Raw genomic sequence first — 23665 nt, forward strand, 5'->3', positions numbered from 1 at the left:
TCGATCCGACGGCTAGGGCTCCGGCGCGGTCTAGCCCATCGGCGGGGCGAACGGGAGATGGGTATGGTCACGCGCGATCTGGAAGGCTGGACCATCGCCTTCGACCTGGACGGGACCCTGGTCGAGAGCGCGCCGGACCTGATCGGGACGCTGAACCGGCTACTGGTCCTGGAAGGATTGCCGACGCGGCCTGTGGAGGCGGCGCGCCATCTCGTCGGCCATGGAGCGATGGCCCTGCTGAAGGACGGGTTCCGCGAGGCGGGGGCCGAATGGGACGCGGCGCGGGCGCCTGAGTTGCTGGACGCGTTCATCGCCGACTATCGGCTGCATCTTGCTGATCACAGCCACGCCTTCGACGGGGTGGCGGCGGCCCTGGACGCGCTAAGCGCGCGCGGGGCGATCCTGTGCGTGGCGACGAACAAGCGGACGGATCTGTCGGTGGCCCTGATCGAGGCCTTGGGTCTGACACGGCATTTCGCGGCCATCGTGGGGCCCGATGCGGTCAGCGCGCGCAAGCCCGACGGGGCCCATATCCGCGAGGCGGTGACCTTGGCCGGGGGCGATCCGGCCCGCGCCATCATGGTGGGCGACAGCATCACGGACACGGCGGCGGCCCTCAATGCGGGCGTGCCCTGTGTGATGGTCAGCTTCGGCTATACCGACCGGCCCGCCGGTGAGTTGGGCGGGACCTGTGTGATCGATGCCTATGGCGAGCTGGCCGAGGCCGTGACCGGAATCACCGGGCGGGCCTGACCTCCAGCAGTTCCACCTTGAAGATGAGGGTGGAGTTCGGCGGGATCTCGCCTCCGACCCAGCGTGAGCCATAGGCCAGGTCGGCGGGGATGACGAACCAGAAGGTCTCGCCCTCGCGCATCAGGGCCACCCCTTCGGTCCAGCCCTTGATGACCCGGTTCAGCGGAAACTCGGCCGGTTCGCCACGGCCATAGGAACTGTCAAACTCAGTCCCGTCGATGAACGTGCCTTGATAGTGGACCTTGACCGTGTCGGTGGCCGCGGGCTGGCGACCGGACGGATTGGCGCGTCCTTCGCGGCGGTATTGCAGACCAGAGTCCGTGGTCGTCCAGCCGCGCCGGGCCCCGCTCCAGGCCAGATAGGCGGCCTGGCCCGCCTCCCACTCCGCCGGGGTGGAATGGGGGCGCGCTTCCTGAGCTGCAGCGGCAGAGGCGAACAGGGTCAGGGCGGCAGCGGCGAGGGCAGTCAGGGCGCGTGTCATGGCTTGACGGTATGGGCCGCCGCGACCGCACGCAATCCCTGAAAACCTGATCTATTCCGACAGGATGGCGCCGTTCGAGGCGATGATGTCGGCGTACAACAGGCCCGAATCCTTGATCGTGCGTTCCTGGGTCGCGAAATTGACGTGGGTGATGCCGAACCGCTTCGAATAGCCCAGCGACCATTCCAGATTGTCCAGCAGGGACCAGGCCATATAGCCGCGCAGGTCAACGCCCTTGCCGATGGCGTCATGGGCCGCGCGCAGGTGGGTTTTCAGATACTGGACCCGCATCGGATCATGGATCCGGCCATCGATGGCGTGAGGCGGGTCGTACCAGGCGGATCCGTTCTCGGTAATCATCAGCGGCAGGCCGCCCGTCTGCTCGTGCAGCCACACCAGGGTGTCGGTCAGTGCGGGGGGATAGACTTCCCAACCGGTCTCGGTGTGGGCGTGCTGGACTTGCTTGACGGGGCGCGAGCGGGTCGGCCAGGCGTCGGGCGCGTTCTCGGGCACCGAACGGGTGTACCAGTTCAGCCCCATCCAGTCCGTGGGGGTGGCGATCAGGTCGAAGTCTTTCTGGGGGAACTCGCGGTAGGCCTCGCCATAGACGTCCTTGAGTTCCTCGGGATAGCCGCGGCCCATAAGGGGGTCGAGGAACCAGCGGTTCATCTGGGCTTCGGCGCGCTTGCGGGCGGCCTCGTCCTCGGGCTTGTCGCTGGCGGGGTATTTCGGCTCGATGTTCAAGACGATGCCGATCTGGCCCTCGCCGACTTCCCGGAAACGGCGGACGGCAGCCCCGTGGGCGCGCAAGACGTTGTGGCCGGCGATCATCGCCTCGAAAGCCGATCGGTGACCGGGGGCCAGGGCCCCGTGCAGATAGCCGCCGTCGACGATCACCCAGGGCTCGTTGATGGTGCCCCAAGTCTTGACCCGGCCCTTGAACCGCTCGAACAGCACCTGGCCATAGTCGGCGAACCAGTCGGCGATGTCGGGGTTCAGCCAGCCGCCGCGGTCGTCCAGAGCGGCGGGCAGGTCCCAGTGATAGAGGGTGCAGAGCGGCTCGATGCCCGCCTCGATCAGGCCGTCGATCAGATTGTCGTAGAACTGCAGGCCCGCCTCGTTCAGACGGCCGGTGCCGTCCGGCATGACCCGGCTCCAGCTCACCGAGAATCGGTAGGCTTTCAGCCCCAGCCGCTTCATGATCTCGATGTCTTCGCGCCAGCGGTTGTAATGGTCGCAGGCGACGTCGCCGGTGTCGCCATCCTTCATATTGCCAGGGGTGTGGCTGAATCGGTCCCAGATGGATTCGCCCGCGCCGTCGGCCATCGACGATCCCTCGATCTGATAGGCGGCCGTCGCGGCGCCCCACAGAAAACCTTCTGGAAACGTATAGTTAGCGGTCATTGAGGCGGACCCTGATCGTGCGGGGGAGAAGGGGTGTAGCGGGCGTCTTACAGCCGGAGAGGGCGGAGTAAAGCCCCGAGGCCGTTGTCGTGTGGCCAAACTACGGCACTTGCGGGGCATATTGCTAGTGTGTCATGTAACCGATTACAGGGATCGAGTGATCCATGGCATGGACGGACCCTCGGCAAGGGGGCCGGCACCGGCGACCGGTCTGGGAGAAACAGCTTTGATCATCTGCGGGAGCCTCCTGCGCACGAAGGGCACGGCCTGATGAAGGCCGCGACCATCCGTGACGTGGCCCTGCGCGCGACGGTGTCCGTCGCGTCGGTCTCGCGCGTCCTGAACGGAGCCGGACCGGTCGCGGAGCCGACGCGCCGCCGGGTCCTGGAGGCTGTAGAGGCGCTGCAATATGTGCCGCACAGCGGGGCCCGCAGCCTGTCGACCAGCAAGACCAACACCGTCGGCGTCATCCTGCCGGACCTGTTCGGGGAGTTCTTCTCGGAGCTGATCCGCGGCCTGGACGTGGCGGCGCGTGAACACGGCTATCACCTGATCGTCTCCAGCTCTCACGACGACGCGGACGAGGCTTCGGCCGCCATCCGCTCGATGCGCGGGCGTGTGGACGGGCTGATCGTGCTGTCGCCGCACATGGATGCCGCCAATCTGGCTGCCAGCCTGGCCGGGCGCCTGCCGGTGCTGCTGATGAACGGCGGGGCAACGGACGCAGGGCGGCCCTCGATCGTGGTGGACAATCACGGCGGCGCGGTCACGGCGGTCAAGCATCTGCTGGACACCGGCCGGACCCGGATCGCCCATATCGCGGGCCCCGCGGGCAACCTTGAGGCTGAGTCGCGTCTGGCTGGATATGGCGAGGCCATGGCGCGCGCGGGCCTGGAGACGACCGTCGTCGAGGGCGACTTCACCCAGGCGTCGGGCCACCGGGCGGCGGCGCGTCTGATCGCCGATGGACAGTCGCTGGACGGACTGTTCGCCGGCAATGACATGATGGCGGTCGGAGCCCTGCTGGCCTTTCAGGAGGCGGGTCTGCGCTGTCCCGAAGACATCGCCGTGGTCGGGTTCGACGACGTGCCGATCGCCGGACTGGTGCGGCCGTCCCTGACCACCATGAGAATTCGTATCGCCGAGACCGGCCGCAGTGCGCTGAAGCGCCTCGTCGGGCTGATTGAAGCCAACACCGGTGCCGATGTCGCGTGCGACGTCGTGCGGCCGGAACTCGTCATCCGCCAGTCCTCCGGGCAGGCGGCAACACCGGACCGAAGGGCGGCGGCCAACAGAGCGCCGACCGCCACGGGATCGTCTCAACTGGGGGAAGTCAGGGATGTCTAAGATGAACTCACGCTATCTGGGAGCGGCCTCCGCTCTCGCTATAGTTCTGTCGCTGGGAGCCGCAGGCGCGGCCTCGGCGCAGACCAGCACGGCCACCGTGCGCGGCGTCGTCACCGACGGCGGCACGGCCGAGGCCGGAGCCAGCATCGTCGCCACCGACGTGAACACCGGCTTCGTGTCGCGCGCCACGGCCAATGCCAACGGCAACTATGCCCTGCCGAACCTGCGGCCCGGCACCTATCGCCTGAACGTCTCGACCGCGGACGGCGACACCTATGAGCAGACCGTTGTCCTTCAGGTCGGCCAGCAGGCCTATCTGCCGCTGGAAGTCGGCGCCACCGTCTCGGCCGGCGATCCCAGTGCCACGGACGTCGAGGACCTGATCGTCGTCGGCAACCGCAATGCCATCGAGGTCCGCACCTCGGAGATCGCCACCAACGTCTCGGCGCTGCAGATCTCGACCCTGCCGCAGAGCAACCGCAACTTCCTGAACTTTGCGGCCCTGGCCCCCGGCATCCGACTGAACCCCGACGAGTTCCGCCGTGACTTCTCCTCGGGCGGCAACGCCGGTGGCGGCCTGAGCTCCAACCAGGTCAACGTCTTCATCGACGGCGTCAGCCTGAAATCCAACGTCAACCAGGGCGGCCTGATCGGTCAGGACGCCAGCCGCGGTAACCCGTTCAGCCAGCTGGCGGTGCAGGAATTCCGCGTCTCGACCTCGAACTTCAAGGCCGAGTACGAGCAGGCCGGTACGGCGATCATCACCGCCATCACCCGCTCGGGCACCAACGAGTTCACCGGCGAAGTGTTCGGCTTCTATCAGAACGAGGACTTCACCAAGCGGAACTACTTCCAGCGCCTGCGCGGTCAGGAAACGCCGGCCCTGGAGCGCCAGCAGTACGGCGCGTCGCTGGGTGGCCCGATCATCCAGGATCGCCTGCACTTCTTCCTGGCCTATGAGGTCAACGACCAGGTCCGCAACAACGACGTCGTTGCGGGCGGTGGCGATCGCACCACCCTGCCGGCGCGCGTCAACGTCGCCAGCTACGAGGGCAGCTTCGCCAGCCCCTTCCGTCAGGACATCTACTTCGGCAAGCTGACGTTCCGGGCCAATGACGCCTCGACCCTGGAACTGCAGGTCAGCTATCGTGACGAAGACGATGTGCGCGGCTTCGGCGGCCAGACCTCGTTCGAGCGGGCCGAGAACGTCATCAACGAAGTCCTGAGCGTCAAGGGACAGTGGGATTTCCAGAGCGACCTGTTCTTCAACGAACTGTCGGTCGATTATCGTGAATCCTCGTTCCGGCCCTCGATCCTGAACCCCGATCTGGTCGGCGAGAACTTCAACGGCATCATCCAGATCGGTGGCCGCTCGACCTCGCAGGAAGTGCGCGAAGAGATCCTGACGGTCCGCAACAACGTCACGATCGAGCCGTTCGAACTGGGCGGGTCGCACCTGATCAAGTTCGGCGGCAAGGTGTCGTTCGCCGACTTCACCGTCTTCAACGGCCAGAACACCAACCCGACCTTCACCTATAATCTGACCCCGTCGCAGAACCTGGACTACAGCTTCCCCAGCCAGGCGGTGTACGGTGTCGGTGCGCCGACGGTGACGGCCGAGAACACCCAGATCGGCCTGTTCATCCAGGACGACTGGGAGGTCAACGACCACCTGACCCTGAACCTGGGCATTCGTTGGGACTATGAGACCAACGCCAAGAACGACAAGTTCGTGACCTCGCCGGCTGCGGCTGCGGCCCTGCAGTTTGCCGAAGACACCATTCGCGCCCAGGGCGGCACGCATTTCGAAGCGGACCGCTACATTTCCACGGGTAACAACCGCGACGGCTTCAAAAATGCCTTCGGTCCGCGCGTTGGCTTCTCCTATGACGTCTTCGCCGACCAGCAGACGGTGGTGTTCGGTGGTGCCGGTCGCTTCTATGACCGGACCCTGTTCCGTAATGCCGCCGAGGAAAGCCTCTTCCGTCAGTTCGCCAACCGGACCTTCCTGTTCTCGCGGGATGGTCTGCCGCGCAACGGTCAGGCGACCATCCTGTGGAACGAGAGCTATCGTAGCCGCGCCGGTCTGGACGGCCTGATTGCCTCTGGTGTCGCGCCCAACTCGGAACTGCGCGTCATCCCGAACGATCTGGAGCCGCCCTATACGGATCAGTTCTCGATCGGCCTGCGCCAGAAGTTCGGCGACTGGAACACCTCGGTGTCGATCATCCGTCAGATCGGCAAGAACGAGATCGCTTACTATCCGATCAACCGGAACGTCGCCCTGAACGCCCAAGGGCGGATGGTGGCCTTCACCGTTCCGGGCTTCGGCACGATCGTGGCGGCCGAGAACAACCGCGAGACCCGCTTCACCGGTCTCTATGTCACGGCTGAGAAGCCCTACACCTCGCAGAGCGGGTGGGGCGTGACCTTCTCCTATACGGGCTCGGATGCGGAGACGAACCGCAACGAGTTCAACTTCGACTTCCCGCTGGCTTCGGAGCGTCCCTTCGTTCCGAACGGTGCGGACGTCGAGCATCAGATCGTGGCCAGCGGTATCGTTGACCTGCCGTGGCAGCTGCAGCTGTCGGGCTTCCTGACGCTGTCTTCGGGCAATCCGTTCGGGGTCAACGACTTCAGCCGGATCGATGAAGGCCCCGAGTTCTTCCAGAACTTCCGCCAGGGGAATTTCGGCCAGCCGGAACGCTACAGCTTCATCATTCCGAACGCCTTCGCCTATCGGTCGCTGGATCTGCGCCTGACCAAGACGATCGCGGTTCCGGGTGGCGACCTGCAGCTGATCGGCGAAGTGTTCAACGTCTTCGACTACGACAACTTCAACGGTTACGACGGTTTCATCCCGGAAACCGGCACCAACCTGAACTTCGGCAACCCGAACTCTGTGATCGGCACGCCGCGGACCTTCCAGGTCGGCATGCGCTACTCGTTCTGATGACCTCCTGACCTTGGCCGCCTTCCGGACCCCCGGGGGGCGGCCATTTCTTTTCGCCTACCCAGTAAAACTGCCTTAGTGATGGAGCCCATGGATCGTCGACGGTTTCTGATGGGGTCCACCAGCGGGGCCGCAGCGCTGACCCTGGGGGCCTGTTCCACAGGTCCTCTGCAAGGGTTCGAAATGCCTGCCTTTGGTGGCCCGACCGATGTCGATCCGGCTGTGCACGAGGTGCAGAAGCGGACGTTCGACTGGTTCGTCCATGTCACCAATCGCGAGAACGGCCTGACGCCCGACCGCTGGCCCTCGCCGTCTTTCGCCTCTGTCGCCGCCGTCGGCTTTGCGTTGACCGTCTGGCCCATCGGGGTCGAGCGGGGATGGATGAGCCGGGCCGAGGCGCGCGAACGTACCCTGATCACCCTGCGCTTCTTCCATGACCTGCCGCAGGGGCCGGAAGCCTCCGGCACCGGGGGCTACAAGGGCTTCTTCTACCATTTCCTGAACATGCAGACCGGCCATCGGCATGGACGGGTCGAGCTGTCGACCATCGACACCACCCTGCTGGTCGCGGGCATGCTGTTCGCCGCCCAATGGTTCGACGGCGACCATGAGGAGGAGGCGGAGATCCGCCGCCTGGCCCAGACCATCTATGAGCGGATCGAGTGGGACTGGGTCGTGATCCGGCCCGACCGGGTGTCCATGGGCTGGCATCCCGAGACCGGCTTCATCGCCGCAGACTGGCATTTCTACAACGAGGGGATGCTGCTGCTTCATCTGGCGATGGGCAGCCCGACCCATCCGATCGCGCCCTCGGCATGGACCGAGTGGTGCGCGGGATATCCGGAGAATTTCACCGACCGGTTCGGCCCGAAATACCTGCACTACGCCGCCCTGTTTGTGCACCAGTACAGCCACGCCTTTGTCGACTATCGCGGCATCCGTGACCCGTGGATGCGCAGCGTTCAGGCCGAAATTCCCGGTTTCGACTATTTCCAGAACAGCGTCCGAGCGGTGGAGGCCCAGCGCAAGCACGCCATCGACAACACCCAGGGCTGGGTCGGCTATTCGGCCGATGTCTGGGGCCTGACGGCCTGTGACGGACCGGTGGATGCACGGGTCGTCATCGACGGGCGTGAGCGGGAGTTCTTCAGCTATTCCGCGCGCGGGCCGGGCGACCGGGACGACGGTACGATCGCGCCGACGGCGGCCCTGGCCTCCATGCCGTTTGCGCCGGATGCGGTGACCGCCTGTCTGAAGGCGATGAAGGACCGGTACGGTTCGGCCATCTATACCCGCTTCGGTTTCCTGGATGCGTTCAACCCGACGCTGACGGCATTCGACGGCCGCTTGCAGCACGGGCAGATCGTGCCGGGCATCGGCTGGGTCGACGGCGACTATCTGGGCATCGACCAGGGGCCGATCGTGATGATGATCGAGAACCACCGGTCCGAACTGATCTGGAAGGCGATGCAGCGAGAGCCGAACATCATCCGGGGCCTGCGCCGCGCGGGCTTCACCGGCGGATGGCTGGACGCGGCTCCTGACGATTGGGGCGGCGCGAGCGTATGATTCCAGCCGGACCCGATCGCCGCGCGACCCTCGCCCTGCTGGCCGGCGGTGCGATGGCGGGCGTGGCCGGGTGCAGCCCCCGGAACGACGGCGTGACGCGTCTGCGGTTCTGGGCCATGGGGTCGGAAGCGTCCAACGTCCCGCAGATCCTGCCCGAGTTCGAGCGGCTGAATCCGGGCATCAAGGTGATCGTCCAGGCCCTGCCCTGGAGTGCCGCGCACCAGAAGCTGCTGACCGCCTATGCCGGGTCGTCGCTGCCGGACCTCAGCCAGGTCGGCAATACCTGGGTGTCGGAGATGACGGCCATCGGGGCGATCAGCCCCATGCCGGCCTCTGCCTCCGACCTGCTGACCGACCAGTTCCCGGCGGTGCTGGAGACGAACCGGGTCGGCGGCCAGCCGATGGCGACCCCCTGGTATGTCGATACCCGCCTGGTCTTCTATCGCTCCGACCTGCTGGAGCGGGCGGGATTTGAGGCCGTCCCTCAGACCTGGGATGGATGGAAGACGGCCATGCATGCGGTCAAGCGCGTGGCGGGGCCGGGCAACTTTGCCATCCTGCTGCCGGTCAACGAGTTCGAGCAGTTGCTGACCTTCGGACTTCAGGGCGAGGAGGCCCTGCTGAAGGATCGCGACACGCGGGGCAATTTCTCCAGTCCGTCGTTCATCGCCGCGCTGGAATTCTACAAGAGTCTGTTTGACGAAGGGCTGGCACCGCTGGCGTCCTCGACGCAGATTTCCAACGTCTGGACCGAGTTCGAGCGCGGCTATTTCAGCTTCTATTTCTCGGGGCCCTGGAGCATCGGCGACTTCCGCCAGCGGCTGGCCCCGACGACGCGCTGGATGACGGCGGGCGTGCCGGGGCCGACCGGACCGGGAGCCTCGGCGCCGGGAGGATCGTCGCTGGTGGTCTATCGCCATTCCCCGCATCAGGAGGCGGCCTGGAAGCTGGTGCGCTATCTGTCCGAGCCGGGCGTGCAGGCGCGGTTCAACAGCATCACCGGAAACCTGCCGGCACGCGAAAGCGCCTGGGCCGCCCCGGCCGTGTCGGGCGACCCCTATATCGCCGCCTTCAAGGGCCAGCTGGCGCGGGCCAGGGCCGTGCCGAAGGTGCCGGAGTGGGAGCGGATCGTAACCGAGATGCAGATCGTGGCCGAGCGCATGGTGCGTGGCCAGTTCACGCCCAAGGCGGCTGCCGCCGAGATCGACCGCCGCGCCGACCGCCTGCTGGAAAAGCGCCGCTGGATGATCGAACAGGGGAGGGCGGGATGAGTGTCGGTATCACCCGCCGCGAGCGCGCCGCCTGGGGCTTCGTCGCTCCGGCCCTGATCGCGATCGCCGTCTTCTTTGCCGTGCCGGTGTTCGCGGCCCTTCTGCTCAGTCTCACCGACTTCGACATCTATGCCCTGGCCGACATCGGCAATGTGCGGTTCGTGGGCCTGCAGAACTATGAGCGGCTGTTCGGCAATCCGCTGTTCTGGGGGGCGATGCGCAACACCGGCCTGTTCGCCCTGCTGGGGGTCCCGCTGTCGATCGCGGCGTCACTGGCGGCGGCGGTGATACTGAACGCGCGGGTGGTGAAATGGCGGGCGCTGTGGCGGGTCATGTTCTTTGCGCCGTTCGTCACCACCCTGGTCGCCACGGCGGTGCTGTGGAACTATCTGCTGCACACCAAATACGGCGTGATCAACTGGGCCATCACCTCGGTCGGCCTGCCGGCCGTGGACTGGCTGGGCCAGCCCTCGACCTCCATCCCGGCCATCCTGATGTTCGTGGTGTGGAAGACGTTCGGCTATAATATGCTGATCTTCCTGGCCGTCCTTCAGACCGTGCCTGATGACCTGTACGAAGCGGCGCGCATCGACGGGGCCGGGGTCTGGAAGCAGTTTCGCCATGTGACCCTGCCGGCCATCGCGCCCACGCTGCTGCTGGTATCGATCATCTCGGTGGCGAGCTTCTTCCAGCTGTTCGCCGAACCCTATGTGATGACCCAGGGCGGGCCGGCGCAGTCGACTGTGACGGTGCTGTATTTCATGTACGAGGAAGGCTTCAAATGGTGGAACCTGGGCTCCGCCTCGGCCGTAGCCTTTGTGCTGTTCCTGTGCATCCTGGCCATCACCCTGGTTCAGCTGGCCGTGGCCAAACGGATGGGGGCATACGAATGAAGCTGCGCGCCGTCCTTCTGAATCTGGGCGTCGCGGTCATCGCCCTGATCGTGCTGTTTCCGCTGGCCTGGATGGTGTCCGTCAGCTTCATGTCGACGGGTGAGGCCTCGACCTTTCCGCCGCCGCTGCTGCCCCGGACCTTTACGCTGGAGCATTACCGCGACCTGTTCGTGACCCAGGGCATGGGCCGGTATATGTGGAACAGCCTGGCCCTGGCTACGCTGGCGACCATCCTGGCCCTGCTGTTCACCGTTCCGGCGGGCTATGCCTTCGCCAAGCTGGCGTTCCGGGGGCGGGACCGGGTTTTCCAGATCCTGGTCGGGGCCCTGGTGGTACCGGCCCAGATCGGCACCCTGCCGCTGTTCCTGATGCTGAAGTCGATGGGGCTGGTGAACACCTACGCCGGGGCGTTGGTGCCTTGGCTGGCATCGATCTTTGGCCTGTTTCTGGTGCGCCAGTATGCGCTGTCGATCCCGGACGAGATGCTGGAGGCCGCCCGAATGGACGGGGCGTCAGAGGGGCAGATCTTTCGCCGGATCGTGCTGCCGGCCTTGCAGCCGATCATCGTGACCCTGGCCCTGTTCGTCTTCCTGGGCAGCTGGAACGACTTCCTCTGGCCGCTGATCGTGCTGACGGATCAGTCCAACTATACCCTGCCGGTAGCGCTGGCGGCCCTGTCGCGCGAGCATGTGCAGGATGTGGAGATGATGATGGCCGGGGCCGTGATCACGGTCGCGCCCGTGCTGATCCTCTTCCTGGCGCTGCAACGCTACTACATCCGCGGCATGCTGGCGGGGAGCGTGAAGGGGTAGGGGTATGGCCTGGATCGCTCGGCAGTTGATCACCTTCGGCCTGACCCGAGGATCGGACGTTCCGGCACCGATGTTCGCGGGATGACCCCCGTAGCCGGGTCCGGTCCATAGACTTCGCGACACCACATCTGATCCTCGGGTCAAGCCCGAGGATGACGAACGGAAAGAGATGCCATGCGCAGACTTGCAGTCATCATCGCGGCTCTGATCGGCCTGGTGTCGGTCCCTGCCCAGGCCCAGTCCGTGCAGGTGCTGGACAGGTTCGAGGACCTGGCCCCCTGGTCGGCGGCGGCCTCTACGGATGTGTCGTCGGCAGTGTCGGCGGTGGCCGGGCAGGACGGCCGGGCGATGCGGCTGGACTATGACTTCAACGGCCGGTCCGGATACGCCTTTGCCGCGCGCTCGATCGATCTGAGCGTTCCGGAAAACTATGAGATCAGCTTCTGGCTGCGGGGCGAGATGGACCCCAACACGCTGGAGATCAAACTGACCGATGCCACGGGCGAGAACGTCCACTGGCGGCGGATCGAGCGCTTTCAGGCACCCGGCGGCTGGACTCGCTATGTCATCAAGCCGCGCCAAATCGTCTGGGCGTGGGGCCCCAATCCGGACCGGCAGTTCCGCGGGGCCCAGCGGATCGAGTTCGTCATCACCGCCGGTCAGGGCGGCAAGGGCTGGATCGAGGTGGACCAGCTGGAGCTGCGCGCCCTGCCGCCCGAACCCTCGGTACCGCCGCGCCCGGTGGCCGACGCCAGCACCACGGACAGCACCAATGTCGCCGCGCGGGCCGTGGACGGTGATCCCGCCACCGCATGGCGCAGCGCAGGAGCAGGCGGACAGAGCCTGACACTGGATCTGGGCTATGAGCGCGAGTTTGGCGGGGTGACCCTGCGCTGGGCCGAGCGGATGGCGGCGCGCGACTATCGGCTGTCGGTGTCGTCCAACGGAACCGACTGGCGCGCCTTGACCGCTGTCAGCGGCGGCAATGGGGGTGTGGACTGGCTGAGGACGCCCGAGGCTTCGGCCCGCTGGCTGAGGCTCGAAATGATCGCGCCTCTGGACGAGGGCGGGGTGGTTGGCCAGGCGGGCGCGGGCCAGCGGCTGGGCGCGGCGGCGACGGGGGCCTATGGCCTTTCGGAGGTCGAGATCGAGCCTCTGTCCTTCGGCGATACGGCGACGACCTTCGTGACTGCGGTGGCGGGCGAGAGCCGGCGGGGCCTCTATCCGCGCGGTTTCGTGGGCGAGCAGCCCTATTGGACCCTGGTCGGGGTCGACGGTGGTGGCGAAAGCGGCCTGATCGGTGAAGACGGTGCCATCGAGCTGCGGCGCGGCGGACCGTCGATCGAGCCGTTCGTGATCGACAACGGGCGACTGGTGACCTGGGCCGACGTGAGCGTGACCCAGAGCCTGAAGGATGGTGACCTGCCGATCCCGACAGTGACCTGGACCAGCGACGACTGGACGCTGGCCGTCACCGCCTTTGCCGACGGCACGCCCGAGCAGGCGCGTCTATGGGGGCGCTATGTCCTGACCAATACCTCGAACAGGCCGCGTACCCTGACGCTGGCCCTGATGGCACGGCCATTTCAGGTGAACGGCCCGTCGCAGTTCCTGACCACGCCCGGCGGTGTCGGGCCGATCGAGCAGATCGACTGGAACGGGTCGACCCTGGTCCTGAACGACGCGATCCGCATCAGTGCCCTGGTCCAGCCGGACGGCCTGGCGGTATCGGGCTTTGACGGCGGTGCCGATCCGCAGAGCCTGCTGGCCGTGGCGGCGCATCGCCGACCGGCCGATCAGCGGGTGGTGGAATCCGATGCAACGTCCCTGATGGCCGGGGCCCTGCTGTATGATGTGACCCTGCAACCGGGGCAGACCCGCACCTTCGGCGTGGCGACCAGGCTGGCAGGCGCGACTCAAGATCTGCCTGTGGTCGGAGCTGTCGAGGCCGTGCTGGATACGGCCGAGGCCGCCGTCGCCGCCGACTGGCGGGCCAAGGTGGACCGGGTCGACCTGATCCTGCCGCCCCAGGCGCAGCGGATCGAGGACGTGATGCGCGCTTCCCTGGCCCATATGCTGATGTCGCGGCAGGGACCGATCCTGCAGCCGGGTACGCGCAGCTATAACCGCTCGTGGATTCGGGACGGGGCCATGATGGCCGAGGGTCTGAACCGTTTGGGCCATGTCGCCCTGTCGGCGGATTATCTGCGCTGGTACGCCCCCTATGTGTTCGAGAACGGCAAGGTGCCCTGCTGCGTCGACAGCCGGGGCTCGGATCCGGTGCCCGAGAACGACAGCCATGGGGAGTTCATCTTCCTGGCGGCAGAAACCTATCGCCACAACGGTGACCTGACGCTGCTGCGATCGGTCTGGCCCCAGGTGCTGGGGGCCATCGGCTACATGGACGGATTGCGGGCCGAGACGCGCACGGCCGCGTTCCAGACGCCGCAGACCCGCCATCTGTATGGCCTGCTGCCGCCGACGATCAGCCACGAGGGTTATTCGGACAAGATCGCCTATTCCTACTGGGACGATTTCTGGGGGCTGCTGGGCTATCGCGACGCTGCCTTCATCGCTGGGGTGCTGGGCGAGACCGAAGCGCAAGAGCGGATCGCGGCGGCGGGCGAGCAGTTCGCCGACGACCTGATGGCCTCGATCGAGGCCACCGCGAGCTTCCACCGGATCGACTGGATCGCGGGGGCGGCGGACCGGGGCGATTTCGATGCCACCTCGACGACCATCGCCCTGTCGCCCGCCGGTCTGATCGACGAACTGCCGGAGGAGCTTCTGAACAGCACCTTCGAGAAATGGTGGCAGAATTTCACGGCGCGTCAGGAGAACCGCCAGGGCTGGCGCGACTACACGCCATACGAACTGCGGAATGTCGGGGCCATGGTCCGTCTTGGGCGGCGGCAGGAGGCCCTGCGGGCTCTGGACTTCTACTTCGCCGACATGCGGCCCTATGCGTGGAACGGCTGGGCCGAGGTGGTGGGCCGGGACGAGCGTGAGCCGCGCTTCATCGGCGACATGCCTCATGCCTGGATCAGCTCGGATTATATCCGCTCGGCGCTGGACCTGTTCGCCTATGAGCGTGATGCCGACGGCGCGATCATGCTGGCCGCTGGCGTGCCGACGGCCTGGCTGGAGACTGAAACGGGCGTCGGGGTGACGGACTTGAGGACCGCGCACGGCCTTCTGACCTATCGCTTCCGGTGGGAAGGCGGGGCCTATGTCCTGACCTTGGGGGACGGGGCGACGCCGCCGGGCGGCTATGTCCTCCAGTGGCCGCAAGGGGAGACGATGCCTGCACGTATCCGCATCGACGGCCGCGCTGCGGACTGGACAGAGGGCGAACTGCGGATTCCGGTCGGGGCACGCCGCGTCGAGCTGCGGCCCCGCTAATCGCAGCCGCTGCGTTGCGATGGTCCTCGCAAGATGCGACAGGCGATTGAGCCCGTTGCGTCGGAGCAACCGCAGCGGGGAAAACCGGGGGGCGATCGGACAGAATGGCGACGGCGACCATCTATGACGTGGCGGCGCATGCAGGCGTGTCGATCAAGTCGGTCTCGCGCGTCCTCAACGCTGAGCCAAATGTCAGCCAGGCACTTCGGGACAAGGTCGACAAGGCTGTCGCGGCTCTGGGCTATCGCCGCAGTCTGTCGGCGCGGACCCTGGCGGGAGCGTCGTCGTCGCTGATCGCGGCCCTGGTGGATGCCCAACTGACCATCGAGCATTGGCGCAGCGGCCGAGGAAACGACTATCTCAGCCGGCTGGAGCTGGGCGCGCTGATGGAGTGCCGTCAGGCGGACTTTCACCTGATGGTCGAGCTGGTGGATCACGGCTCGCCGGATTTGCGACGCGATCTGATGTCGCTGCTGGCCTCGATCCGGCCCGCGGGTGTCATGCTGACGCCGCCCAACTCGGACCATCCGGTGGTCCTGGACGTGCTGGACGAAGCCGGTATCCCCTATGCGCGGATCGGGCCCGAGAGCGACTTCCATCGCGGCATCCGGGTGTCGATGGATGAGCAACAGGCCGCGGCAGACATCACCGATCACCTGATCGACCTGGGTCATCGCCGGATCGGCATGATCACCGGGCCGCTGGGCTATTCAGCCAGCCGACTGCGACTGGCAGGGTTCGAAGCTGCGATGAAGGGGCGGGGCCTGACGATCGCGCCTGGGATGGTGGTCGATGGCGACTTCACCTTCCAATCGGGCCTGGCGGGGGCGGAACGGCTGTTGGCCGCCGAGCCGCGCGTGACCGCCATCTTTGCTGCGAACGACGACATGGCCCTGGGCGTCCTGCAAGGCGCGGCGGCCATGGGGCTCAGTGTTCCTGGCGACCTTTCGGTGGCTGGGTTCGACGACACGCCCAGCGCGCTTTTCAGCACGCCGTCCCTGACCACGATCCGGCAACCCGTAGCAGAGATGGCCGCGGCCGCTACACGGCGGCTGGTCCCGTCCTTGCGGGCGGCGCTGGCGCAAGGGGAGGCCGCCGAAGCTGTCGTGGTACCCTATGCTCTGATTGTCCGGGCCTCGACGGGCACTCCGCCAGCCGAATGACCGAACGCCCCAATCTGATGTCGTTGACTTGACAGCGCTGTCATTGACGGGGAATAGTCCGGGTGAGGGCGGGCTGACACGCCTAGGAAACGCGATCGGAATGGTGTGAACGGCCGGAATTCGCCTTGGTGCGAGAGCGGTCGTCCTGCATGGTTACGATCGAAGATCCCATTCGTGTCGTCTCTCCTTGATCTAACTCCTGACTAAACTTTATGCCGCCGCGCTCACCCCGCAGCGGCGCTTTTTTTCTCATGAGGCTGCCCCCATGCGTCGCACGTCATCCATGCTGGTCCTCGCCTTCGCCCTGTCCGGAGGAGCCTGCGCGTCATGGTCCGCAGGCCCGGTCACGGCGCAGAGCATGCCCGCACAGGATCCGGCGGCCCGCGCCGACGTCAGTCAATGGCCGACAGCCTCCTCTCCCGACGCCATGAGCGACCCGGCAACCGAAGCCTTTGTCACCGAGCTGATGAGCCGGATGACGGTCGAGGAAAAGGTTGGCCAGCTCATTCAGGCCGATATTGCCTCGATCAAACCCGAGGACCTGCTGACCTATCCGCTGGGTTCGATCCTGGCGGGTGGAAACTCCTCGCCCGGTGGCAATGAACGCGCCTCGGCTCAGGACTGGGTCGACCTGGCCCGCGAGTTCCGTGCCGCAGCCGCCGCCCGTCCTGGGGCCCAGGTGCCGCTGATCTATGGCATCGACGCCGTACACGGGCACAACAATGTCGTGGGCGCGACCATCTTCCCGCACAACATCGGCCTGGGGGCCGCGCGTGATCCGGACCTGATCCGGCGCATCGGCGTAGCGACGGCTCTGGAAGTCGCGGTGACGGGGGCCGACTGGACCTTTGGCCCGACCCTGGCTGTGCCGCGCGATGATCGCTGGGGCCGGGCCTATGAGGGCTATGGCGAGGATCCGGAGATCGCGCGGGCCTATGCCGGACCGATGACGCTGGGCCTGCAAGGCGAACTGCGCGCCGACGGGCCGCTGGCTCCTGGACACATCCCCGGCTCGGCCAAGCATTTCCTGGCCGATGGTGGCACGCAGGACGGCAAGGACCAGGGGAACTTCGTCGGCAGCGAGCGTGAGCTGATCGACGTGCATCTGGGCGGCTATCCGGCAGCGATCGATGCGGGGGTGCTGTCGATCATGGCCAGCTTCTCCAGCTGGAACGGGGTCAAGCATTCGGGCAATGCCACCATCCTGACCGATGTGCTGCGCGGCCCGCTGGGCTTCGATGGTTTCGTGGTGTCGGACTGGAACGCCCACGGCCAGCTGGCGGGGTGCTCGAACGAAAGCTGCCCGCAGGCGATCAACGCGGGCATCGACATGCTGATGGCTCCCGACAGCTGGAAGCCGCTCTATGAAAACACCCTGGCCCAGGTGCGGTCGGGCGAGATCCCGATGGCGCGGGTCGACGAGGCCGTGCGCCGCATCCTGCGCGCCAAGGTCAAGGCGGGCCTGTTCGAGGAGGCCCGTCCGGTCGAGGGCCAACTGCAGCATCTGGGTTCGCCCGAGCACCGCGCCCTGGCGCGCGAGGCGGTGCGCAAGTCGCTCGTCCTGATCAAAAACGAGGGCGAGGTTCTGCCCATCCGCGCGGGCGCGCGGGTCCTGGTGGTTGGAACAGCCGCTGATGACATCGGCCAGGCTTCGGGCGGATGGACGCTGACCTGGCAGGGGACGGGCAACAGCAATGCCGACTTCCCCAACGGTCAGTCGATCTGGGGCGGTATCGAAGAGGCTGTCGAGGCCGGCGGTGGTCAAGCGACCCTGAGCCCCGACGGCAGCTTCACCGAAAAGCCCGACGTGGCCATCGTCGTATTTGGCGAGACGCCCTATGCCGAGTTCCAGGGCGACATCGACACCCTGGACTTTGTGCCGACCGGCCCATTGGAACAGCTTCGGCAGCTGCGTGCGGCGGGCATTCCCACCGTGGCGGTCTTCCTGTCCGGACGTCCGATGTGGACCAATCCCGAGATCAACCAGTCGGACGCCTTCGTCGCGGCCTGGCTGCCGGGCAGTGAAGGCGGCGGCGTGGCCGATGTGCTGATCGGCGATGCCGACGGACGCCCGCGTCACGACTTCACGGGCACCCTCTCCTTCAGCTGGCCCAAGGATGCGACCGGCACCCCGCTGAACCGAGGGCAGGAGGGATACGATCCCCAGTTCGCCTATGGATATGGCCTGAGCTATGCGCGCCCCGGCACAGTGGCGGTGCTCTCCGAAGAGAGCGGCGTCACCGACATGGGCTCCAATGTGGACCGGTATTTCGTGGACGGGCGCTTCGTCGCGCCCTGGGCTCTGATGCTCAACGATGCGGGTGGTCAGAACAAGCCCAACACCGAGGCCTCGGCCGTCAGTCCGCGCGGTGGTGTGACGATGCGGGTCATCGATGACCTGGCCCAGGAAAGCGGGCGTCAGTTTGCCTTCTCGGGCAATGGTCCTGCGACCATCGAGATCTGGGGCACCGGGGTGGACCTGACGCGGCAGGCGAACGGCGAAATGGCGCTGAGCTTCCGCTATCGCGTCGATCAAACGCCGCAGGGCCGTGTCGTCCTGGCGCTGAATGGCGGCGGCGTCGACATCACCGACCTGCTGAAGGGCGCCCCGTTGGGCGAATGGCAAACGGTCAAAGTCCGGCTGTCCTGCTTCGCCGATGCCGGGGCCAGCTTGAATGCCGTCGAAATCCCGTTCCAACTGCGAGCCGAGGATGCCGTGACGCTGTCGGTTTCCGAAATCCGCCTGGCGTCGAACGAGAACGACACCCTCTGTCCGGCAGCGGTTTCGCTCTGACGCTCGGCGTCATTCCGGATTGAAGACATCCCCTCCCTTCGGGGAGGGGATATCGGCCTAGCCTGCCGGGCAGTAGCGCGCCAGGAAGGCGTCGTGGGTCGGCATGGCCTGGGCGGTCCGCCGGATGATGCCGCGCAAGGCCGCCAGCTTGTCGGCTACGGCGCGCGGATCGATGGTGTGCACCAAGGGGTCGTGGCCGCTCGGCTTGATGCCCTGTCCCAGCATGACCGCGACCCAGCTGGCTTCGCTGAACAGTTCGTCGTCATAGCGGAAGAAGCGACCGCCCGACCGGAACAGTTCGATCTTGCGCGACAGGGTGTCGGGCACCTGCATGGTGCGGACGTGGTTCCAGAAGCTGGAGTCGTCCCGGGTCGTCGCCTTGTAGTGCAGGATGATGAAGTCGCGGATCTGTTCGAACTGCACCTGGGACAGGCGGTTGAACTCGTCCGACAGCACAGGATCAAAGCTGCGATCGGGCAACAGGGACAGAAGCTTGGAAATGCCGCTCTGAATCAGGTGGATGCTGGTCGATTCCAGCGGCTCCAGAAACCCTGAAGCCAGGCCCAGCGACACGCAGTTCTTGACCCACTGCCGCTTGCGTCTTCCGGTCACGAAACGCAGGGGGCGGGGCTCGGCCAGCGGTGCTCCGTCCAGATTGGCCAGCAGCGTCTCGCGCGCCTCGTCATCGCCGATGTGGGCGCTGGAATAGACATAGCCGTTGCCGATCCGGTGCTGCAGCGGGATCCGCCATTGCCAGCCCGCACTGCGTGCCGTGGACCGGGTGTAGGGGGTGATGGCGCTCGTTCCTTCGCAGGGCACGGCCAGGGCCCGGTCGCAGGGCAGCCAGTGGGTCCAGTCCTCATAGCCGGCACCCAAGGCCTGCTCGATCAGCAGGCCGCGGAACCCCGAGCAGTCGATGAAGAGGTCCGCCTCGATCACTGTGCCGTCGGCCAGGGTGACGGACTGTATGAAGCCGTCGTCGCCGCGAAGGGTCACGTCGACCAGCTTGCCTTCCTGACGTGTCACGCCGCGCGCCTCGGCGTGTTCACGCAAGAAGGCGGCATAGAGGCCCGCGTCGAAATGATAGGCATATTTCAGACTGGAAAGGACCGTCCGCGGATCGTCGCCGGGCAGGGTGAACCGATCCATCTCGGCTGCGACCGTGCACAGGCTGTAGTCGCCCAAGGGGCTCTTGGCCCCGGCCGCGTGGGCCATCAACCAGAACTGATGAAACTTCACCGCCTCCATGTCGACGCCGAATCCACCGAACGGATGGATGTAGCGGTCGCCGATCCGGCCCCAGTCCACGAACTGGATACCTAATTTGAACGACCCCTGGGTGCGCCGCATGAACTCGGCTTCGTCGATCCCCAGAAGACCATTGAAACTTGCGATCGGGGGAATGGTCGCCTCGCCCACGCCGACGGTGCCGATCTCTTCGGATTCGACGACGGTGACACGGGTTTCGCCGTTACGCGTCAGCCGGGCCAGGGCCGCTGCCGTCATCCAGCCGGCCGTCCCACCGCCGACGATCAGCACATGCCGGAGGGGGGCCTTTTCGCGCGTCACAGGCGCTGAGCTCTGGGTCATGAAGTGGCGTTCCAGCGTTGGCGAATATTGACCGCTTTAGGGCGTCGTGTTAGTTTCACAAAATGACAGCGCTGTCATGCTGTCCAATAAACAAAACGGTCTTCGGGGAAACAAAGTGAACCATATCGACAAGACAGTCGCCGCCCGTCGTGGTGGCAAGCCTTTCGGCGCGGCCCTGCTGTGCGGCGCGTCGTCGCTGGCCCTTGGCCTGATGGTGCTGGCCAGCCCGGCCGCCGCCCAGGATGCGGATCCCGAGACCGAAGCCACCGAGGTCGATGAGCTGGTTGTCACCGGCATTCGCGCCAGCCTGCGCAGCGCCCAGGCGATCAAGGAAAACTCGGACGTCTTCGTCGACGCCATCACGGCCGAGGACATCGGCGCCCTGCCGGATCGGTCTGTGACCGAGGCCCTGCAGCGCGTGCCTGGCGTGTCCATCAGCCGTTTCGCCGGTGCCAACGATCCCGATCACTTCTCGGTCGAAGGATCGGGCGTGGTCGTGCGCGGCCTGACCTTTGTGCGTTCCGAGTTGAACGGTCGCGATACCTTCTCTGCCAACAACGGACGCGACCTGTCGTTCGCCGACGTGCCGCCTGAGCTGCTGGGCAGCGTCGAGGTGTTCAAGAACGTCTCGGCCGACATGATCGAGGGCGGTATTGCCGGCACGGTCAATCTGAACACCCGCAAGCCGTTCGACAGCAGTGGCCGGGTGATCGCCGCTTCGCTGGAGACCAACTACGGCGACCTGGAGCAGTCGCTGACGCCGACCATCTCGGCCCTGATCAGCGATCGCTGGGAGACGCCGGCGGGCGAGTTCGGCGTGATGGTCAGCGGCGTCTATTCGGCGCTGGATTCGCGCTCGGACGGCCTGCAGTCGCTGAACTACCGCCTGGACAGCTCGTCGGGCAGCGACCTGTGGACGCCGTCGGGCCTGGCCTTCCGGACCCAGTCGTTCGAGCGCGAGCGCACCGGCGTGGCGGCGGCCGGCCAGTGGCGTTCCAACGATCGCACCATGATCGCGACGGCCCAGTTCCTGCGCTCGGAATCGACTCAGGCCTGGACCGAGAACGCGATCGAAACCATCGTCGACGACACCAATCCCCGCAGCCCGCTGCCCGGCACGACCTGGGAATATGACGACAGCGGCATCTTCACGGGCGGGACCATCACGTCGAACGCGGGCTGGCGCTCGGCCGACCCGTCGGTGCCGCTTGACGGCATCCAGCACAGCTTCGTGAAGCGTGGCGTGGATCAGCGCTATGTGACCAGCGACTACGGCTTCAACTTCAAATGGTCGCCGACGGATCGGCTGCGCCTGAACTTCGATGCGCAGTATGTGGAATCGACGGTCGAGAACACCGACTTTCAGATCGCCAACTCCTTCTTCGCTGTGGATGTGCTGGACCTGACCGGCGACACGCCCACGCTGACGCTGCTGCCGCCCAACGCCACGGGCTCGGGTGATATCAACGCCTATCTGGCGGACCCGGCGAACTACTTCTGGCGCAACGCCATGGACCACAAGGAAGACAGCGAGGGCGAAGAGTACGCCCTGCGTGCCGACGCCGAATACGACCTCGACAACGGCTGGCTGGAATCGGTCAAGGTCGGCGCCCGCTTTGCCGAGCGCGACCAGACCACGCGGAATTCGCTCTACAACTGGGGTGTGATTTCCGAGCTGTGGAACGGTGCCACCGGGCCGGTCTGGCTGGATCAAGGCTCTGTGCCGACGCCGCGCCTGACGGGCGGTCTGAGCGGAGCAGGGACCTTCGACTTCTCGGGCCAGGGCGTGCCGATCACAGCCTATGGCTACGCCGGCAATCCGGGTGCTGACTATGACGACGCGGTCGCCTTTGCCCTGGCGATGAATGCCATCTGGGGTGGCGGCGGCTGGGTGCCCCTGGCGCAGCGCGCCAATGTCATCCCCGGCACCGAATATACGCCTGGCGAGATCAACGAGACCAACGAACAGACCACGGCCGCCTATGCCCTGATCAAGTTCAACAACAATGCCGAACCCATCTGGGGCGAGAGCATCGGTATCAGCGGCAACGTCGGCATCCGTTATGTCGAGACGCAGATTTCGGCCGAGGGCGGCCTGAGCTTCCCGACCCAGGCTCAGGTGTTCACCGGCGACTGTTCCGCCCCGCCGGCACCGGGCGGATCGATCCCGGCCTTCTGTCTGCTGACCCCGGCCCAGCAGGCGGCCGCCCTGGCGTTTGCGACGGGGACCTCGATCCCGAACAGCGCCAAGCACACCTATGACAACTGGCTGCCCAGCGTGAACCTCAAGTTCCAGCTGACGCCGTCCTTCCTGATGCGCTTCGGCTATACCCAGGCAATCCGGCGTTCGGACCTGGGTCTGACGCGCAACCAGCTGCAGATCGCGCCGCGGGTGATCGACAATGTGTTCCTCGGCTTTGAAGCCCAGGCGGGGAACACCTTCCTGAACCCGATCAAGTCCGAGCAGTTCGACCTGTCGGCGGAATGGTATTTCGCCCCGACCGGATCGGTGACCCTGTCGGTGTTCACCAAGACGCTGGAAGACGTCATCACCAACGGCTTCTACGAGCGGACGATCACCAACAACGGCCAGACCTATGACGTCTATGTCCGGGGTCCGGCGAACGCGTCCGAGGATGGCGATATCCAGGGCTTCGAGATCGCCTACCAGCAGTTCTACGAAGACCTGCCGGGCTGGATGTCGGGCTTCGGTATCCAGGCGAACTACACCTTCATCGACAGCTCCGGCGTGCCCCAGGAGAACCTGGACCCGGGCAAGGCCAATCCGGGTGGAACCGAGCCGGCGATCGATACCAGCCTGCTGCCGCTGGAGTCCTTGTCCGAGCACAACTTCAACTTTGCCGCCATCTATGAGAACGAGAAGATCTCGGCTCGTCTCGCCTGGAACTGGCGGTCGGAATATGTGCTGACGACCCGCGACGAAATCGTGCCGTTCGCGCCCATCTATGCCGACGACACGGGTCAGCTGGACGGATCGTTCTTCTATACGGTCAACGACAACTTCAAGGTCGGGGTCCAGGGGGTGAACCTGCTGGATGAGACGACCCAGACCTTCCAGGTGCTGAACAGCGAACTGCTGATGGCCCCCCGGTCCTGGTTCAAGAACGACCGCCGGTTCTCGTTCGTGGTCCGCGCGACCTTCTGACGACGGCTATCGCTTCGATCTGCGCGCCGCTTCCGAAAGGAGGCGGCGCGTTTTTCGTTTGGGGGCG

The 23665-nt window shown here is 65.9% G+C and carries 14 protein-coding genes; 11 read left to right on the forward strand and 3 right to left on the reverse strand.

Annotated elements, in window-relative coordinates:
- Positions 1-63 precede the first annotated feature (63 nt).
- Positions 64-753 carry an HAD-IA family hydrolase gene (locus JIP62_RS13845; protein ID WP_201102727.1) on the forward strand — a complete coding sequence of 230 codons (690 nt, stop codon included), beginning with the start codon at positions 64-66 and terminating at the stop codon, positions 751-753.
- On the opposite strand, the gene JIP62_RS13850 is transcribed toward JIP62_RS13845, so the two are convergent.
- Together JIP62_RS13850 and JIP62_RS13855 are read right to left on the reverse strand one after the other, a co-directional pair.
- Complete coding sequence (locus JIP62_RS13850; RefSeq protein WP_201102728.1) at positions 737-1234, reverse strand: FKBP-type peptidyl-prolyl cis-trans isomerase; 498 nt, start codon at positions 1232-1234, stop codon at positions 737-739. The two genes, JIP62_RS13845 and JIP62_RS13850, sit on opposite strands and share 17 nt — an antisense overlap.
- Before the next feature lie 51 nt (positions 1235-1285).
- The gene (locus JIP62_RS13855) at positions 1286-2638 is read right to left on the reverse strand and encodes a GH1 family beta-glucosidase (protein ID WP_201102729.1); all 1353 of its coding nucleotides are present in this window, start codon (positions 2636-2638) and stop codon (positions 1286-1288) included.
- A 270-nt stretch (positions 2639-2908) separates the two neighbouring features.
- On the opposite strand from JIP62_RS13855, the gene JIP62_RS13860 reads away from it, so the two are divergent.
- The 9 genes from JIP62_RS13860 to JIP62_RS13900 all read left to right on the forward strand — a co-directional run bounded on the left by JIP62_RS13860 (position 2909) and on the right by JIP62_RS13900 (position 18842).
- Positions 2909-3985 carry a LacI family DNA-binding transcriptional regulator gene (locus JIP62_RS13860; protein WP_201102730.1) on the forward strand — a complete coding sequence of 359 codons (1077 nt, stop codon included), beginning with the start codon at positions 2909-2911 and terminating at the stop codon, positions 3983-3985.
- Position 3986: 1 nt separating this feature from the next.
- On the forward strand, positions 3987-6938 hold the full coding sequence (locus JIP62_RS13865) for a TonB-dependent receptor (RefSeq protein WP_201102731.1): 2952 nt from the start codon (positions 3987-3989) through the stop codon (positions 6936-6938).
- Positions 6939-7028: 90 nt separating this feature from the next.
- A complete protein-coding gene (locus JIP62_RS13870) occupies positions 7029-8507 on the forward strand; it encodes a glucoamylase family protein (protein ID WP_201102732.1) in 1479 nt (492 codons plus the stop codon).
- Positions 8504-9778, forward strand: coding sequence for a sugar ABC transporter substrate-binding protein (locus JIP62_RS13875; RefSeq protein WP_201102733.1), 1275 nt, complete (start codon positions 8504-8506; stop codon positions 9776-9778). The genes JIP62_RS13870 and JIP62_RS13875 overlap by 4 nt, the downstream gene beginning before the upstream one ends.
- Positions 9775-10671, forward strand: coding sequence for a carbohydrate ABC transporter permease (locus JIP62_RS13880; protein ID WP_201102734.1), 897 nt, complete (start codon positions 9775-9777; stop codon positions 10669-10671). The genes JIP62_RS13875 and JIP62_RS13880 overlap by 4 nt, the downstream gene beginning before the upstream one ends.
- On the forward strand, positions 10668-11483 hold the full coding sequence (locus JIP62_RS13885) for a carbohydrate ABC transporter permease (RefSeq protein WP_201102735.1): 816 nt from the start codon (positions 10668-10670) through the stop codon (positions 11481-11483). The genes JIP62_RS13880 and JIP62_RS13885 overlap by 4 nt, the downstream gene beginning before the upstream one ends.
- A 174-nt stretch (positions 11484-11657) precedes the next feature.
- Positions 11658-14885, forward strand: a complete 3228-nt coding sequence (locus JIP62_RS13890) for a discoidin domain-containing protein (RefSeq protein WP_201102736.1) — start codon at positions 11658-11660, stop codon at positions 14883-14885.
- A gap of 104 nt (positions 14886-14989) precedes the next feature.
- Entirely contained in the window at positions 14990-16048 is a 1059-nt protein-coding gene (locus JIP62_RS13895) for a LacI family DNA-binding transcriptional regulator (RefSeq protein WP_201102737.1), read from the forward strand.
- Positions 16049-16313: 265 nt separating this feature from the next.
- Entirely contained in the window at positions 16314-18842 is a 2529-nt protein-coding gene (locus tag JIP62_RS13900) for a glycoside hydrolase family 3 protein (protein WP_201102738.1), read from the forward strand.
- 57 nt (positions 18843-18899) lie between these two features.
- On the opposite strand, the gene JIP62_RS13905 is transcribed toward JIP62_RS13900, so the two are convergent.
- Positions 18900-20432 (reverse strand): tryptophan halogenase family protein, encoded by a 1533-nt coding sequence (locus tag JIP62_RS13905; protein ID WP_201102739.1) that lies wholly within the window; start codon positions 20430-20432, stop codon positions 18900-18902.
- Between the two features lie 115 nt (positions 20433-20547).
- Between JIP62_RS13905 and JIP62_RS13910 the strand changes: the two genes are divergently transcribed.
- On the forward strand, positions 20548-23598 hold the full coding sequence (locus JIP62_RS13910; protein ID WP_230974770.1) for a TonB-dependent receptor: 3051 nt from the start codon (positions 20548-20550) through the stop codon (positions 23596-23598).
- Positions 23599-23665 lie beyond the last annotated feature (67 nt).

This window comes from Brevundimonas vitisensis, assembly GCF_016656965.1.
Lineage (GTDB): Bacteria > Pseudomonadota > Alphaproteobacteria > Caulobacterales > Caulobacteraceae > Brevundimonas > Brevundimonas vitisensis.